Source organism: Clostridium sp. BSD2780061688st1 H5, from assembly GCF_005845155.1.
Lineage (GTDB): Bacteria > Bacillota > Clostridia > Lachnospirales > Lachnospiraceae > Claveliimonas > Claveliimonas intestinigallinarum.
In genome coordinates, this window is the sequence record NZ_SPGT01000005.1 from 104403 (window position 1) to 120342 (window position 15940).

Sequence of the window (15940 nt, forward strand, 5' to 3'; positions counted from 1 at the left end):
GTCACAACAAAAAAGCAGCTGCAAACTATAAAAATATAATTCGCTGCTGCTCTTTTACTTATTCATTATATCGGTCTGCCGCAGGTCTGTCAATCACCTGTGTCATCACAGTCCGCGTTCCAGCTCCTCTTTTCTCCCCAGCACGTCTCTCCACTGCTGCTCACTTAAAAGCTCTGGCCTGTCCATCTCATCCAGTACCCGAAGGTCCATGGGAAGCTGATCCCATGCCTCCCGGGCCGCCTCCTTTAAGGTGGAAGTAAATTCCGTCGTCTGGGACAGGATATTTTCATAGGAAGAAAATGCGTGATCGTGGTCAAAAAGCGGGCAATACCTGGTCAGCTTTCCCGTGGCATTGTCCATGAGAAAGCCCCAGTTCTGCTCATGCCGGTCATTATTATTGAGAAGATAGTCTGCAATCTGCATCCCTATATAAAATTCATTGTTAAATTCAAATGCTTCCCTGAAAGCGTTCATACCATTATTTTCACAGTAGATCCGGAACTCTTCAAATGTCACAAGGGACACATCCTCCGATGTAAAGATCCGGGAGTTGACCACCGCTTCCCCCACTCCCCTGATCCACTGTTTTCTCTCCTCCGTCAGATAGGAGTCTGTCTCCTCCTCAGTGGAGAGCTGATAGTGGATATGGGGAATATCCAGGGCCGTCAAAATCTGGTCTGCGGGGATCTCATATTTTCCCACCTTGTGGAGATAGAGTGTTCCGTCTCTCCGTATCCAGCCCTTGGCGCTGGCTCCCAGCGTTGTCAGCTCCGGCGTGTGTAATTCCCTTGTCTCACGGGTCTCTGCCGTATAATGGACATTGGTTCCTGACAGGGAAACCTCTGTCACAAAGAGAGACAAAGGATTATGGTACAGATTGACCTCCTGCCATGTCTTCTCATCTCCATCCTGCCGGATCCAGTAGGCATCCTCGAGATTTAATCCCCGGCAGGCCTTGCACACCGCATACCGGTTTGTCTGAGACAGCCGGAGAGTGTTCAGGATCTCCTTGGCATAGCTCCTCCCTATGGAGAGAGTCCTCCCCGACGCCCACTCTATAAAATCCTCCAGAGAAACCCTGTCTTTTCTTAGGGCAAACGGCAGCCTGTCATGATCCAGAATATGGCAGGCGCCATTGTCCTGTATTTCCATAACCGGGTGATCCTTTAATAAAAGCTGCATATTTTCATCCTTTCCTGTCCTGCGGGCACTGCTGCTTCAATATATTATATGTGTCATTATAGCAGACAGGCAGGGCAACTTCCAGGGTCTCTCCTTTATATATCATCTTCCGTATCCTCCGCCTTTTTGAGAAAGCTGCCCCGCACCACCGCGTCCTCCCCAAATCTCTGGCGGATCTGATCCAGGGCCCGGGACAGCTTCTCCTGCTTCAGGGCGTTTGCGGAGCTCCTCTCCGGCTTCCCGGCCTCTGCCATCTCGTCTCCCCGCACGCCTCCTGCCCTTCCGGGGGTTTTCTGTCCGGGATCCTTCTTTCCAGGTCCGTTGTTAGCCATCCTTCGTCCCGTCTGCGCCGGCGCCTGGGGCAGGTCAAAGATGCTCATCTGCCAGGGCTCGTCTTCTCTCACCAGCTTGGAGGTGCGGATGCCAAGGAGGCGGATGGGGCGTCCGTCCCACAGCTCGTCAAAGAGCTCCATAGCCGCCTGATAGATCACGGTATCGCTCGCCGTCTCCCCGAAGAGCTGCTTCTGATGGGAGCTTGTCTCAAAGGTTGCGTACTTGATCTCCACACTGACCATGCCCGCCTTCTGCCCGGCCTTCCTGAGCCTTCCTCCTACGCTTTCCGCCAGCTTAAGGAGGATCTTTGCGGCCTCCCCCCGCTCTGTCACATCCGCAGGCAGGGTGGTGGAGTTGCCGATGCCCTTTGCCTCTGTCTTCCAGGTAACCACAGGGGAGTCCTCGATGCCATTGGCATAATTCCACAGCATCCTGCCGTGGCTTTTCAGATGCAGCTCCAGTATCTTCGGGTCCGCCTGGGCCAGCTCCCCAATGGTGCGGATGCCCAGCTTCTTCAGGGTCTCCACGCTGGAGCCGCCGGCCATATACAGCTCCCGGACAGGGAGGGGCCACATCTTCACCTTAATTTCTTCTGGAAAAAGGGTGTGGACCCTGTCCGGCTTTTCAAAATCTGAGGCCATCTTGGCCAGCAGCTTGTTGGTGGAGATGCCTATATTGACTGTAAACCCGAATTTCTCCCGCACCCTGTCCTTGATCTCAAAGGCTGCGGACACGCAGGAGTGATACCTGTGGGCGATGCCGGTAAAGTCCAGGTAGCACTCGTCCACGCTGACCTGCTCGATATCCGGCGTGTAGGTGTGCAGAAAGTCCATGAGCCTTCTGCTGTACTCGTGGTACAGGGCATGGTTGGGCGGCTCCATGTGGATATCCGGACATTTCCGCAGAGCATTTGCCACCGGCTCCCCGGTGTGTATCCCATACTTTTTTGCCGGGATGGATTTGGCCAGCACGACGCCGTGTCTGGATTTCCGGTCCCCGCCTATGATGGCGGGAATAGTCCTGATGTCAAGCTTAGCGCCGCTTTTCAGCTGCTCCACAGCGGTCCAGCTCAGATACGCTGAATTGACGTCTATGTGAAATATGATGCGGGACATGGGCTCTCCTCCTCTCCTGGAAGCTTGGGATTTCTTATTTCATTATTGTATCCGGCCCGCCGGAAATGTCAACAAGGTTAATCAAATCACAAAAAAGGGAGACGCCCCTGTGAAACGTCTCCCTTTACTGTTGCTTCTTACTGTTGCTTCCTGCTGTCGCTTCTGCAATGCCTGGCGGATCAATCCGTGGCAGTCAGTCCTTCCTTCACCCTGGCTGTCAGCTTTCCGTTCTCGTCGTCTATGAGGATCGTGTCGCCGCTTCCCACATTGCCCTCCAGCATCAGCCTTGCGGCAGTGGTCTCCACATTCTTCTGGAGATATCTCTTCAGCGGCCTTGCACCGTACATGGGCTCGTAGCCACCCTCCACGATGCGGGCCTTAGCGGCCTCGGTCAGCTCAATGCTGACCTCCTTCTCCTTCAGACGGCGGTTCACATCTGCCACAAGCAGGTCAATGATGTGGTAAATGTTGTCTCTGGTCAGAGGCTTGAACATGATGATCTCGTCCAGACGGTTCAGGAACTCCGGGCGGAAATGAGCCCGCAGGTCCTCTGTCACTGCCTTCTGGCTGGCCTCGCTGATATTGCCATTCTCGTCAATCCCCTCCAGCAGGTAGGATGATCCGATATTGGAGGTCATAATGAGGATGGTATTCTTGAAGTCCACCGTCCGCCCCTGGGAGTCTGTGATACGGCCGTCATCCAGCACCTGGAGGAGCACGTTAAACACATCCGGGTGGGCCTTCTCCACCTCGTCAAAGAGGACTACGGAGTAGGGCTTTCTCCGAACCGCCTCGGTCAGCTGTCCGCCCTCATCGTACCCCACGTATCCCGGAGGCGCTCCGATGAGCCTGGACACAGAGTATTTCTCCATGTACTCACTCATATCGATGCGGACCATATTGTTCTCATCGTCAAACAGACTCTGGGCCAGTGCCTTTGCCAGCTCCGTCTTGCCCACGCCTGTGGGGCCAAGGAAGAGGAAGGAGCCGATGGGTCTGGTGGGATCCTTGATGCCCGCCTTGGACCTGATGATAGCCTCGGTCACAAGCTCCACGGCCTCGTCCTGGCCTACAACTCTCTTGTGGAGCTCGTCTGCCAGATGCAGCGTCTTGCTCCTCTCGCTCTCGTTCAGCTTGGCCACCGGGATACCCGTCCACTTGGAGACAATCTTGGCGATCTCGTCCTCCGTCACACTCTCGTGCACAAGAGAGAGATCCTCGTCCTTCACCTTCGCCTCCTCGGCCTCCAGCGTCTTCTGAAGCTCAGGCAGCTTACCGTACTGCAGCTCTGCCGCCTTCTCCAGGTCATAGGACTGCTGCGCCTTCTGGATATCGCCCCGGATCTGCTCGATCTGCTCGCGGAGCTTCTGTACCCGCTCCACGCTTACCTTCTCGTTGTCCCACTGAGCCTTTCTGGTGGCGAACTCGCTCCTCATCTCTGCCAGCTCCTGCTGCAGATGCTCCAGGCGCTCCTGGCTGAGGCGGTCGTCCTCCTTCTTGAGGGCTGCCTCCTCGATCTCAAGCTGCATCACCTTCCGGCGAAGCTCATCCAGCTCTGCCGGCATGGAGTCAAGCTCTGTCTTGATCATGGCGCAGGCCTCATCCACCAGGTCAATGGCCTTGTCCGGCAGGAACCGGTCAGAGATATATCTGTGTGAGAGGGTGGCCGCCGCCACAAGGGCGCCGTCTGTGATCTTCACGCCGTGGAAGACCTCATACCTCTCCTTCAATCCACGGAGGATAGAGATAGCATCCTCCACTGTGGGCTCATCCACCATAACCGGCTGGAAACGTCTCTCCAGAGCCGCATCCTTCTCTATATACTGTCTGTACTCATCCAGCGTAGTCGCTCCGATGCAGTGGAGCTCGCCCCGCGCCAGCATGGGCTTTAACATGTTGCCGGCGTCCATGGCGCCGTCTGTCTTTCCCGCTCCCACGATGGTGTGGAGCTCATCGATAAAGAGGATGATCTTGCCGTCGCTGTTCTTGACTTCCTCCAGAACAGCCTTCAGACGCTCCTCAAACTCGCCTCTGTATTTTGCGCCGGCCACCAGAGCTCCCATGTCCAGGGAGAAGATAGTCTTGTCCTTCAGCGTCTCCGGCACATCTCCGCTGACGATCCTCTGGGCCAGGCCCTCCACGACGGCTGTCTTGCCGACGCCGGGCTCACCGATGAGGACCGGATTATTCTTCGTCTTACGGGACAGGATCCGGACCACGTTGCGGATCTCATTGTCACGCCCAATGACCGGATCCAGCTTCTGCTCTCTGGCTCTGTCCACCAGGTCTGTGCCGTACTTGTTCAGTGTATCGTAGGTAGCCTCCGGGTTGTCGCTTGTCACCTTCTGGTTTCCTCTCACTGTGGAGAGTGCCTGCAGAAAGCCTTCCCTGGAAATGCCAAGCTCCCGGAAGAGCTGTTTCATCTCTCTGCTTGGATGCTTCAGAAGAGCCAGGAACAGATGCTCCACAGAGACATACTCATCTCCCATCTGCTTCATCTCATCCTCAGCGCTTATGAGCGCCTTGTTGAGGTACTGCCCCACATAGGGCTGGCCGCCCTGCACCTTGGGGCGCTTTGCTATGGCCTGCTCCACCCGGTCAATGACCAGATTTTTATCCAGGCCCATTTTTTCCATCATCTTTAGGATCAGGCTGTCATCCTGGGTCAGCAGAGCGTAGAGAAGATGCTCCTGCTCGATCTCCTGGTTGCCATACTCCATTGCTGTCTTTTCGCAGTCCTGGACTGCCTGTAGGGATTTCTGTGTAAATTTATTTATATTCATAAAGGTCCCTCCTTGCCTTTCACTGAAAAGGTGCCCTCTCAGGCACCTGGTTTTCCTGTTCTATTAGAACTATAACACTTTTTGTTAGCACTGTCAACACTCGAGTGCTATTTTCTGAATTTTTTCAATCTTCCGGTTAGCAAATTAGGATTTAAACACCAAATCCATTTGTTAATCCGATAAAAACTAAAATCATCCCTGCTATTCGTATTCCCTTTTTCACTTTGTCTTGTTCTAAATCTGTTATATTTATAGGATATACAGGGTTAATGAAAAAAAGAAAACCTGTAAAAGCCCACGCAAGATTATAGTACATATCCTTAGTGAACCATAAAGAACTTATAAATCCCATAATAATTAAAATCATAGAAACGATTATTTGCGTCCGGAAATTTATTCTCATTTTCGACACCTCCAGACATTAGGAATTGTACTTATTGATCATTTTTTAAATGTGTAGTTGACAAAAGTAAAAATGAAATACCTAATAATAAAAATGTTATTGCCGGGGCAGTATTCTTATCCATAAAATTCATTATTGCCACTATAAAGAAACATATTGAAGCAAACAAAAAACATATAAACCTGATTTTCTCTTTTTCCATAATTTTTTAACCTCTTTAACTTCCACGTTCTCAATCTATTTACCCTATTATAACACCCTGAATATTCCCCTGTCATTCTGTTTCTCGCTCATACGGTAAAGCCATAGAAAAAGGGAGCGGAACATCTGACCGCTCCCTTTCAGATAATTTTTCCCTCATGCCCTGGAGACCGTCCACATCTCCTTGATCTGGTCGGAGATGTCGCTGTAGTTCCAGGTCTTCTCTGTGTTGCTGATGCTGAAGGGGTCGTTGACCGTCACCTGGCCGTTCTCATAGCTGGTGAGCACGATGAAATGTCCCCCGTCCGTGAAATCTCCCGGCAGCATGCTGCAGATCACCGGGTTACCTGCCTGCAGCTGGGCGGCGAGGGTGCCCTCGTCCATCATTCCCTCCCGGCAGTTCAGCCCCCACTGGCGGGCCGCGCTGTCAAGGAAGGCCCAGTAGGTATTGTTCTCCTCGTCGATGAAGCCGTTCTCCTCACTGTACCTCGCAAGCCGGTAGGGAGTGGCCGTCGTGTCCCCGGTGAGTCCTACAATGACCATGGACATGCAGGTCGGGCCGCATCCGCTGGAGGCGATGGTGCTGGTGCCGTAGGAGCTGTAGCCCCACCGTTCGTCCCACTGGAGATAGTGGGGAATGGTTCCGGTCCCTGTGGAGGCCTCCACCGTCTCCGGCACAGGCTTGTCCTTGTTCTCAGCATAGTCCCGCACAAAATCCAGGGTCTCCTCGTTCTGGTCGATAAGGCCGATGATCTCCTCCGGGCAGCCCTCCTCTCTGGCCTGCTCCTTGACTTCGGCGATCTCCCGGGCCTTCTCCTCCTCAGGCGTCAGCTGCTCCTCCTCCCGGGCTTTCTCTTCCTGGCGCTCTTCCTCCCTCTGCTGCGCCGCCTCCCGGGCCTTCTCCTGGGAGGCATGGTGCATGGCAAAGCCCCCCGCAATGCCCACCGCCAAAATCAGGACAGCTGTCCCCAGTATCAGTCTCTGTGTTTTCCTTCTTTCCCTCTGTTCCTTTATCCCTTTGCTGCCATCTGCAGACCTTTGATTTTTGTCTTTTCTGCTATGTATCATGTCTGTCTTCCTCTTCTGCTATGGTTATTTTCTTCTGGACAAAGCCGCCAGCAGAGCGCCTGCGGCAATGCATACATCCCCCAGATTAAAGGTCAGTCTGGAAAGTCTCTTCCATCTGCTCTTAACGGCAAGATAGTCCACTACCTTTCCCCGCATGATGCGGTCGTAAAGATTGCTGAGGGCTCCCCCTGTGAGGAGCATCATCCCTGTCTTCTCCGCTGTGTGTCCCTTCTTCCTCAGGAGAAATACATCCCGCACAAGAAGGACAGCTCCCAGCCAGGCTGAGAGCTTTGTCACAAACTGCGGAGATTTTTCCAGCAAATTAAAGGCAGCGCCCCGGTTGTAGACTCTGCGCAGGACCAGGCGGCCGCCGGCCAGCTCCCGGTCCTCTCCCTCGGTCACATTGTCCAGGACATACTGCTTGATCCCAAGATCCAGCGCCGCAGACGCGGCCGCAATGGTACAAAATATCATCTACATTTCCTCTTTAATGCGCACGATCTGCTCCTCGTACTTTTCGATCTGCTCATCTCTCTTTTCAATGGCCTCGCAGAGGGCGATCATATCCATATCCTGTATCTCATTTTTCGTGAATTTCTCATAGATGGATTTTCCAATATCCACGAAATCCCGCTGGTTTCCTCTCTTCAAAAAGCGGATCTCGCTTTTTAATTTCTGTACTTCTATGGTGTCTCCTGCTTTCCTGCTCAGGTCGCTCGCCGCATCTGCCACTTTTTTGCCGAATTCATCAAAAAAATCTGCCATATCTCATCTCTCCTTTGCCTCAGATCTGTCTTAACCGGTCCAATGTTCTGTACAGATCCAGAGTCCCGTATCCCCACTCTCTGTTGGGATAGTCCTCCCCTGGTCTCTGACGCGCCCCCAGGATCAGAAGATTTTTCAGCTGAAGGGTGTCCGCCCCTCTGCTGCCTGTGTAGTACAGGATCCACTCCATCAGGAGCGCCGCAGCTCCGGCCGTGATGGCCGCCGCCCCGCTGGAGCCGGACCGGACAGTAAACCTGCCGCCCGGCAGCGCTCCCTTCACGTCCACTCCGGGGGCTGCCAGATCCGGTTTTATCTTGTCAGTTCTAGTATATCCTCTGCCGGAATGAATATCAACACTATTCTCCCGTCCATTGTAGAAGGCCGCCGTGATAGCGGATCGCACTGCTGCCGGAGACGTCAGGGTGACATCCGGATTGGACCGCAGGAAGTAGACCTCTCCGTCCAGGAACTCCTGCACCGGGAGCCACATGTGGAAGGCGCCTCCCGCCAGCTGCACCGGCTCCACCAGAATCTTCCAGATCCCAGGAGCCGGCGCGCCAAACCGCATAAAAATGAGCTGGGAATCGTTCCGCTCCACAAGAAGGCGGTAGTCCACGGTCACGAGAGTCCCCTCAAAGACAAACCGGAACTGGGAGCTGCCTCCCTGGATGATGGGAATTCTCTCCCTCACCTCCCCGGAGGGTGATACAAGAGACACGGTGAGGATATTGGGGATATCTGTCCACAGCTCCGTGACAAATCCCCGCACATTCTCCCCCACCCGGATCTCCACCTCCTCCCGGTCCTCCCCGCTCTCCAGGGCGCCGTAAAAGTGATGTCTCTGTGAGGCCTCATTGCCGGTTCCCACCACCACGCCCTTATTGAGGCTGTTAGAATAGTATTCCAGCATCACAGCCAGTGGAGTGGTGCCGTTGTGTCCGCCCAGGGAGCTGCCAAGGGCAACGCACAGGATCAGCGGCAGTCCCTTCCTCTCCGCCAGGTCCACCAGGTACTGGATGCCCAGCATAATATCATTTTCCTGGTAGCAGGCCGCATTTTCCGCTATATAGTAGAAATCCCGCAGATACTGCTTTGCCTCCTTCAGCTTGACGGCGGCGATGACAGCCTCGGGGGCCGCTCCCAGGAACTGGTTCTCCTCGTCCGCGCTCCCCGCCGCCAGGCTGGCCACGTAGGTGCCATGCCCGCTCTCGTCCCGGCTGGGCACAACGGAAAAAGGATCCTCCGCCGCCAGCGCCCGGTCGATCTCCTCCCTCGTGTACTCGCTGCCGTACAGGAAACCGTCGGGCATCGGGCCGTCCTGCAGGGTCTGATCCCAGATTGCCTCGATCCGCGTTCTGCCATCCAGCCCCCGGAACACAGAGTGGGTATAGTCAATACCGGTATCTACGAATCCGATCATCACATTTTCCCCCATCAGCTCCAGGGTGGGATAGCTCTGCACCGGGGTGATGCCCGCCTGCCCCATGGCCTCCATGTCCAGAAGGGTGTAGCACCTGGGAATAGAGCTGTAGGTAAAGCTGCCGAAATTCAGGGGCTCTGCCAGCACCTGCTCCACATAGACCACATCGTATCCGGCCCGGGTCCCCTGACGGCAGAGCTGCTCCTCAGGCACGGTAAACCCGATCCTGCTGCCCCCGGACTGAATAATAAAATCCCTGTACTCCTCCGACAGGATCCTCTGACGGCAGAGCTGTCTTTCCGCCATATAGAAAACACCTCATATACTTTTTGTATTCAGTATATGAGGTGAAAATCACTCTATGACGGTTTTAGCCCTCCAGTCGCATGGGCTCCTGTCCCCGCAGGGTGATGACGGGCCCTCCGGTGCCCTCTATGTAGCTCTCGGTGATAGTCACCTGTCCGATGCTGTCATCCTTGGGGATCTCGTACATGATATCCAGCATAAAGTCCTCGATAATGGCCCGCAGAGCCCTGGCTCCCGTATCCTTCTTCATGGCCTTTCTGGCGATGGCCCGGAGCGCTCCCTCGTCAAAATCAAGCTTCACTTCATCCAGGGCCAGCAGCTTCTGGTACTGCTTGAGGATGGCGTTCTTTGGCTCCTTCAGTATCTTGACCAGCATATCCTCATCCAGCCCCTGAAGGGTACAGATGATGGGGAGACGTCCCAGGAACTCAGGGATCATTCCAAAGGTCCGCAGATCCTCGGTGGACACCTTTGACAGAAGCTCCTTGTCATTGTCGTATTTGTCCTTCAGGTCCGCGTTAAAGCCGATGGAGGACTGCTTGGTCAGTCTCTCCTTGATGATGCCCTCCAGATCCGGGAAGGCGCCGCCGCAGATAAAGAGGATGTTCCTCGTGTTGACTGTAGTCAGGGGCACCATGGCGTTCTTGCTGTTGGCGCCCACCGGCACCTCCACCTCGCTGCCCTCCAGGAGCTTGAGCATTCCCTGCTGCACGGACTCGCCGCTCACGTCTCTCTGGTTCGTGTTTTTCTTTTTGGCGATCTTGTCGATCTCATCGATAAAGATGATGCCCTGCTCTGCCTTCTCCACATCGTTGTCCGCGGCCGCCAGAAGCTTTGACACAACGCTCTCAATGTCGTCCCCAATGTAGCCCGCCTCGGTGAGGGAGGTGGCGTCCGTGATGGCCAGAGGCACATCCAGAAGCCGGGCCAGTGTCTTCACCATGTAGGTCTTTCCTGATCCCGTAGGTCCGATCATGAGAATGTTGGACTTCTCAATCTCTATGTCGTCCATGGTGTCTGTGGCCACCCTCTTGTAGTGGTTGTAGACCGCCACGGAGATTACCTTTTTCGCATACTCCTGTCCCACCACATACTCATCCAGCCTGGCCTTGATCTTGTGGGGCGCGGGAATGTGGTTGATGTCTATGAGGGGCTTCTTCTCCTCCCCCTCCTTTTTCTTCTTCACCTTCTGCTGGCGCGGAGCCGCGTTCTCCAGGTCTGACATGTTGAAGATCTGAACGCCCGGAATATTCATCAGCTTGCTGTAATCGATCTGCCCGCTTGTCATGGCGTCAAAGCTCTTCTGCATGCAGTCCGGGCAGACAGAGATGTTGTTGGGCAGGTCGATGAGCTTTCCCGTCACGCTCTCGGGCCTGTGGCAGATAAAGCAGAACTTCTCGTACCCGTCGTCCTTCTTGTCCTCCACATGTACGTCCCTGTCTTCTACCTTCTCTATTTCGTTTTCATTTCTGTTGTTCTCGTTCTCTGACATGTTACATCCTTTCTATATACAGTGCCGGATCCAATATCCGGGCATCATCCCCTATTCCAGCATCTGCAGGAACTCCTCCTCCGTCAGGATGGGCACGCCCAGCTCCTTTGCCTTCCTGTTCTTGGAAGATGTGGAAGCAGCGTCGTTGTTGATGAGATAGCTGGTCTTTGAGGTGACAGAGCCTGTGACCTTGCCGCCTTTGCTCTCGATGAGTCTCTTCAGCTCGCTTCGGTTCGCAAAGTGCTCCACGCTCCCGGTGATGACAAAGGTGGTGCCCTCCAGGGTCCTGCCTCCCTCGTCCACCGTCTCCTGTTCAATGTGCACCTCTCCTAAGAGCTCCCTGTACACCTGCCGGTGGGTCTCGTCCTCAAAGTAATCCACATAGGCCTTTGCAATGACGCCGCCCACGCCGGGCACTGCACTGAGCTCCTCCTCGGTGAGATCCGGAAGGGCCTCCGCAGAAACCTTTGTCTCCTGGCAGATCACCCTGGCGTTAGCCACCCCGATGCCCGGGATGCCCAGGCTGTAGAGCAGCCGGGGAAGAGTGGTCTCTCTGGCCCTCTCCACGCTCTCCATCAGATTCTGGTAGGATTTCTCCCCAAAGCCCTCCATCTCCTGGATTTCCTCCCGGTGGCGGTCCAGGTGAAAGAGATCATCGTAGGTCTGGATAAATCCCCTGCCGATAAATTTTTCAAGGGTGGCCTCAGAGAGCCCTTCTATATTCATGGCGTCCCTGCTCACAAAAAGGGCGTAGGCCTTGATCTGCTTTGCCTGGCAGCGGGGATTGGTGCAGTAGAGCATCTTCGCGCTGCCCTCCTGCCGGATCTCGGTTTCGCCTCCGCACACCGGACAGACCCTGGGGATGTCTCTCACGCCGCTGCAGGTGAGATTTCTTGCAATCTGGGGAATGATCATATTTGCCTTGTATACTTCGATCCTGTCTCCGACGCCCAGCTTTAGCTCCTCCATAATACTGATGTTGTGGACGCTGGCGCGGCTCACTGTAGTTCCCTCCAGCTCCACCGGATCGAAGATGGCCACCGGATTGATAAGGCCGGTCCTTGAGGGGCTCCACTCGATCCCCTGCAGAGTCGTCTCCCGGGTCTCGTCCGCCCACTTGAAGGCGTAGGAGTCTCTCGGGAATTTTGCTGTCCTCCCCAGGGACTCGCCGTACCTTATATCATCATATATTAGCACAAGACCATCTGAGGGAAAATCATTTTGCGCTATTTTTTCTGAAAATTTAATAACTTCGGCTTCAATATCTGCCGGCGCCACCACATAGTGCTCCACCACCTCAAAGCCCTGATCCTTCAGCCAGTCCAGCTGATAAGCCCTGGAGTTGCGGAAGTCCACTCCCTCCGCCCGGACGAGGGAAAAGGCGTAGAATCGCACGTTCCTCCTGGCCGTGACCTCGCTGTTCAGCTGGCGCACAGAGCCGCTGCACAGGTTCCGGGGATTTTTATACCTGGCGTCCGCGTCCGGGATCTCCTCGTTGATCCGCTCAAAATCCTTATAGCCGATGACAGCCTCTCCCCTCAGGATGAGCTCTCCCTGGTAGGGAATTCGAAGGGGAACATTCTTGAACACCCGGGCATTTCCGGTGATCACTTCCCCCACCTCCCCGTTTCCCCGGGTTACGGCTTTGGTGAGCTCCCCGCCCTGGTAGGTGAGGACAATGGTGAGGCCGTCCATCTTCCAGGACATGACCACGTTCTGGTCTCCGGCAAAGGCCCGCAGCTCCTCCACATCCTTTGTCTTGTCCAGGGAGAGCATAGGACTTTCGTGTCTCTCCTTTGGCAGCTCGCTGACCACCTCGTACCCTACGTGGATGGTGGGGCTGCCGGCCAGAGTGACCTGAAGCTCCTTCTCCAGCTGCGTCAGCTCGTCGTAGAGGGCGTCGTACTCGTAGTTGCTCATGATCTCCCGGGACTCCTGGTAATAGGCTCTCCCGGCCCGGTTCAGAAGCTCCACCAGCTCCTCCATCCTCTGCCTCTTCTTCGCTGTGTCCGTTTTTTTATTTCCTGTCTCGTTTTTATTTCCTGTCTCGCTCATGCTTTGCTTCTCCTGTCTGCTTTTTTGCCGGGCATCCTGCCAGAGCCCTGAGCGTCTCCAGCTCCTCCCCCGTCACCTTGCGGTATTCGCCGGGCCTTAGATCTCCCAGCCTGACATTCATGATCCGCACTCTCTTCAGCGTCCGCACCCGGCAGCCGCAGGCCTGGCACATCCTCCGGATCTGCCGGTTCAGCCCCTGGGTGAGGATGATGCGGAAGGTGTATTTCCCCTCCCTGCGGACCTTGCAGGGCCTTGTCACCGCATTAAGCCCCTTCTCCTCGTCCACGATGTGGACTCCGGCGCTCATCCTCTCTATGAAATCGTCCGTGACCTCCCGATCCACGGTGACTTTGTACTCCTTCTCATGGAGGTTCCTGCCCCGCATGATCCGGTTGATCAGATCCCCGTCGTTGGTCATGAGAAGGAGCCCCTCCGAGTCCTTGTCCAGGCGCCCCGCATAGGTGACCCGGACAGGATATTTGAGGAAGCGGACAATGTTATTCTTCGTCCTTTTGTCCTCGGTACAGACAATGCCCACCGGCTTGTAGACAGCCAGGACGACCTTCTCGTCCTTCCCGCCGATAACCCGATCCCCCACCTGCACCTTCTGGCCTTCTCTCACCTTCATTCCCTGTGTGGCCCGGACACCGTCCACCAGCACCCTGCCTGCCTCGATGAGGCGGTCCGCCTCCCTGCGGGAGCAGACCCCTGCCTCGCTTATATATTTATTCAGACGGATCTCTTCCATTCGTCCTCCTGCCTTCCTGTCACTTTTGCGCAATCATTATACCATGGCCGCACAGCGGCCACGGGCCTCCGGCAGATGCGCAGCGGATTTCTGCGGTTCCGCAGAAACCGCTCTATGCGCAGGTATATTAACCACGATGTGGTCATTATACCATGCTTTCCCTTCCCTTGGAACACCCGGAAATCAAAATCAGTGTTTGTCAAACAAGGAAAAATATACTAAAATATCTATAATGCAATTCACACTCAGAAAGGATTTTTTCTATGATCATCTTAACTCTGGACACGAAAAAATGTATGTCCTCCCTGCTTCTCTCAGAAGCCTTCGACCAGTTCTCCTTCATCGAGGGCGAGATCACGACCTTTGGAAAATTCACCATGGACGGCTACCTGCAGAAGGATTTCTTCGAGGAGCCACCGCGGCAGACCTACGCCCTCTGGAGGGATCTCCGGCCCTACTGCTTCTCCCTCATAAAGGGAAAGCGCACGCCTCTTGGCTTCCGGTTCATCTTCTCCCTGTCCGGCGAGGACATTCTTGCCCTCCTTGAAGAGCATAGTCTGGACTTCACGCCCCAGGAGATACAGGGGCTCTTCCTGAACTTCCGCTTTGACGGCACGCGCCTTACCTGCACCACGGGAGTGTCTGTCTCCAAATTCACGCTGGACAAATCTCTGGAGCAGACCTGGGACAAATGGGCACAGACCTTCTTCGCAGGCCTTCACATCCCCTTTGAGTCTGAGCTCTGAAAAGGGCTCCAAAAAAGGACTGCGCTCTTATCCGCGCAGCCCTTATGTATCATTTTCCAGTCCTGTTTTTTGCAGTCACATGCAGTCCCGATTTCTTCTGTACTCTTTCCTAGCCCTTCAGCCTCTCTGTGAAATCAGCCATTGCCTCCGAGATCTTGATCTGCTGGGGACAGACTGCCTCGCAGCTCCTGCATCCGATGCAGGCGGAAGGTCTCTTGTCCTCCGGCAGCGTGGCCACCACCATGGGTGCGATAAATCCGCCTCCTGTGAAGCAGTGTTCGTTGTAGAGCTCCAGGATCCTGGGAATATCAAGGCCCTGCGGGCAGTGGCTCACGCAGTAGTGGCAGGCCGTGCAGGGAAGAACGATCTTCTTCACCATGTCGTCCGCAATGCCAAGAAGAGTGTCCATCTCCTCCTTGTTCAGAGGCTTATCCTCCTCAAAGGTGGCGATATTTTCTATCATCTGCTGCTCGTTTGACATGCCGGAGAGGGTCACCTTCACCTCGGGCATAGTCTGCAGGAACCGGAACGCCCATGCCGGGATGCTCTCCTCCGGGCGGAGCGCTTTCAGCTTCTCTGTCGCCTCATCGTCCAGCTTCGCCAGAGATCCGCCCCGCAGCGGCTCCATCACCCACACAGGAATGTCATACTCTTTCAGCAGCTCCATTTTCCCTTTCGCAGCCTGGAAGGTCCAGTCCAGGTAGTTGAGCTGGATCTGACAGAACTCCATATCCTTGCCGTACTTTTCCAGGAACCGCTTCATCACGTCATAGTTTCCGTGAGCGGAAAATCCCAGATGGCGGATGCGTCCGTTTTTCTTCTGCTCCATGAGATATTTGTGGATGCCGTGGGACTCGTCCAGGTAGGCGTCAATGTTCATCTCGCACACGTTGTGGAAGAGATAGAAGTCAAAATATTCTGTCTGGCACTTTTTCAGCTGCTCCTCAAAAATCTCCTCCACCTTGTCCATGTTGGAAAGATCGTAGCCCGGAAATTTATCTGCCAGGTAAAAGCTCTCTCTCGGGTATTTTGAGAGGACACGCCCCATCACCAGCTCGGATGTGCCGTTATGATAGCCCCAGGCGGTGTCGTAGTAGTTCACGCCGTGATCCATGGCGTACCGCACCATCTCCGTTGTAGCCGCCTCGTCCACCTTCGAGTCATCGCCGTCAATGACAGGAAGTCTCATACAGCCCATCCCTAAGGCGGACAGCTTTAAGTCTTTGTAATCTCTGTAAATCATCCTTGTTCACTCTCCTTCTCTTCATTTCAGTCATTCTACATAAAAGTATCAGGGAACTATATTTTATTATAATTCCCTGA

Annotated in this window: 13 protein-coding genes; 1 reads left to right on the plus strand and 12 read right to left on the minus strand. The window is 54.7% G+C overall.

Features of this window, described 5'->3' with window-relative positions:
* Positions 1-105: 105 nt before the first annotated feature.
* The 11 genes from FGQ86_RS04950 to FGQ86_RS05000 all read right to left on the minus strand — a co-directional run bounded on the left by FGQ86_RS04950 (position 106) and on the right by FGQ86_RS05000 (position 13871).
* Entirely contained in the window at positions 106-1182 is a 1077-nt protein-coding gene (locus FGQ86_RS04950) for a hypothetical protein (RefSeq protein ID WP_138303122.1), read from the minus strand.
* A 95-nt stretch (positions 1183-1277) separates the two neighbouring features.
* Positions 1278-2630 carry a DNA polymerase IV gene (locus FGQ86_RS04955; protein WP_243127166.1) on the minus strand — a complete coding sequence of 451 codons (1353 nt, stop codon included), beginning with the start codon at positions 2628-2630 and terminating at the stop codon, positions 1278-1280.
* Positions 2631-2809: 179 nt separating this feature from the next.
* Positions 2810-5413 (minus strand): ATP-dependent chaperone ClpB, encoded by a 2604-nt coding sequence (gene clpB, locus FGQ86_RS04960; protein WP_033126396.1) that lies wholly within the window; start codon positions 5411-5413, stop codon positions 2810-2812.
* 151 nt (positions 5414-5564) lie between these two features.
* On the minus strand, positions 5565-5816 hold the full coding sequence (locus FGQ86_RS04965; RefSeq protein WP_033126397.1) for a hypothetical protein: 252 nt from the start codon (positions 5814-5816) through the stop codon (positions 5565-5567).
* 357 nt (positions 5817-6173) lie between these two features.
* Positions 6174-7085: a C39 family peptidase gene (locus FGQ86_RS04970; RefSeq protein ID WP_138303123.1), complete on the minus strand. Its 912-nt coding sequence runs from the start codon at positions 7083-7085 to the stop codon at positions 6174-6176.
* Positions 7086-7109: 24 nt separating this feature from the next.
* Entirely contained in the window at positions 7110-7559 is a 450-nt protein-coding gene (locus tag FGQ86_RS04975) for a signal peptidase II (protein ID WP_033126398.1), read from the minus strand.
* Positions 7560-7850 (minus strand): hypothetical protein, encoded by a 291-nt coding sequence (locus tag FGQ86_RS04980; protein WP_033126399.1) that lies wholly within the window; start codon positions 7848-7850, stop codon positions 7560-7562.
* A 19-nt stretch (positions 7851-7869) separates the two neighbouring features.
* Positions 7870-9576 (minus strand): S8 family peptidase, encoded by a 1707-nt coding sequence (locus tag FGQ86_RS04985; RefSeq protein ID WP_033126400.1) that lies wholly within the window; start codon positions 9574-9576, stop codon positions 7870-7872.
* 64 nt (positions 9577-9640) lie between these two features.
* Complete coding sequence (gene clpX / locus FGQ86_RS04990; protein ID WP_033126401.1) at positions 9641-11068, minus strand: ATP-dependent Clp protease ATP-binding subunit ClpX; 1428 nt, start codon at positions 11066-11068, stop codon at positions 9641-9643.
* A 51-nt stretch (positions 11069-11119) separates the two neighbouring features.
* Positions 11120-13054 carry an NAD-dependent DNA ligase LigA gene (gene ligA / locus FGQ86_RS04995; protein WP_033126462.1) on the minus strand — a complete coding sequence of 645 codons (1935 nt, stop codon included), beginning with the start codon at positions 13052-13054 and terminating at the stop codon, positions 11120-11122.
* Positions 13055-13103: 49 nt separating this feature from the next.
* Positions 13104-13871: a pseudouridine synthase gene (locus FGQ86_RS05000; protein WP_033126402.1), complete on the minus strand. Its 768-nt coding sequence runs from the start codon at positions 13869-13871 to the stop codon at positions 13104-13106.
* A 263-nt stretch (positions 13872-14134) separates the two neighbouring features.
* Here FGQ86_RS05000 and FGQ86_RS05005 point away from each other — a divergent pair, with 263 nt between their 5' ends.
* Positions 14135-14617 (plus strand): DUF5721 family protein, encoded by a 483-nt coding sequence (locus FGQ86_RS05005; RefSeq protein WP_033126403.1) that lies wholly within the window; start codon positions 14135-14137, stop codon positions 14615-14617.
* A 109-nt stretch (positions 14618-14726) separates the two neighbouring features.
* Here the strand turns inward: FGQ86_RS05005 and FGQ86_RS05010 are convergent, their stop codons facing one another.
* Positions 14727-15860, minus strand: a complete 1134-nt coding sequence (locus FGQ86_RS05010) for an aldo/keto reductase (protein ID WP_033126404.1) — start codon at positions 15858-15860, stop codon at positions 14727-14729.
* Positions 15861-15940 lie beyond the last annotated feature (80 nt).

What these genes read in the sequence shown, in the direction of transcription:
- FGQ86_RS04950 (WP_138303122.1), bottom strand. Translation starts at nt 1,182, where the DNA reads ATGCAGCTTTTATTAAAGGATCACCCGGTTATGGAAATACAGGACAAT.
- FGQ86_RS04955 (WP_243127166.1), bottom strand. Translation starts at nt 2,630, where the DNA reads ATGTCCCGCATCATATTTCACATAGACGTCAATTCAGCGTATCTGAGC.
- clpB (WP_033126396.1), bottom strand. Translation starts at nt 5,413, where the DNA reads ATGAATATAAATAAATTTACACAGAAATCCCTACAGGCAGTCCAGGAC.
- FGQ86_RS04965 (WP_033126397.1), bottom strand. Translation starts at nt 5,816, where the DNA reads ATGAGAATAAATTTCCGGACGCAAATAATCGTTTCTATGATTTTAATT.
- FGQ86_RS04970 (WP_138303123.1), bottom strand. Translation starts at nt 7,085, where the DNA reads ATGATACATAGCAGAAAAGACAAAAATCAAAGGTCTGCAGATGGCAGC.
- FGQ86_RS04975 (WP_033126398.1), bottom strand. Translation starts at nt 7,559, where the DNA reads ATGATATTTTGTACCATTGCGGCCGCGTCTGCGGCGCTGGATCTTGGG.
- FGQ86_RS04980 (WP_033126399.1), bottom strand. Translation starts at nt 7,850, where the DNA reads ATGGCAGATTTTTTTGATGAATTCGGCAAAAAAGTGGCAGATGCGGCG.
- FGQ86_RS04985 (WP_033126400.1), bottom strand. Translation starts at nt 9,576, where the DNA reads ATGGCGGAAAGACAGCTCTGCCGTCAGAGGATCCTGTCGGAGGAGTAC.
- clpX (WP_033126401.1), bottom strand. Translation starts at nt 11,068, where the DNA reads ATGTCAGAGAACGAGAACAACAGAAATGAAAACGAAATAGAGAAGGTA.
- ligA (WP_033126462.1), bottom strand. Translation starts at nt 13,054, where the DNA reads ATGGAGGAGCTGGTGGAGCTTCTGAACCGGGCCGGGAGAGCCTATTAC.
- FGQ86_RS05000 (WP_033126402.1), bottom strand. Translation starts at nt 13,871, where the DNA reads ATGGAAGAGATCCGTCTGAATAAATATATAAGCGAGGCAGGGGTCTGC.
- FGQ86_RS05005 (WP_033126403.1), top strand. Translation starts at nt 14,135, where the DNA reads ATGATCATCTTAACTCTGGACACGAAAAAATGTATGTCCTCCCTGCTT.
- FGQ86_RS05010 (WP_033126404.1), bottom strand. Translation starts at nt 15,860, where the DNA reads ATGATTTACAGAGATTACAAAGACTTAAAGCTGTCCGCCTTAGGGATG.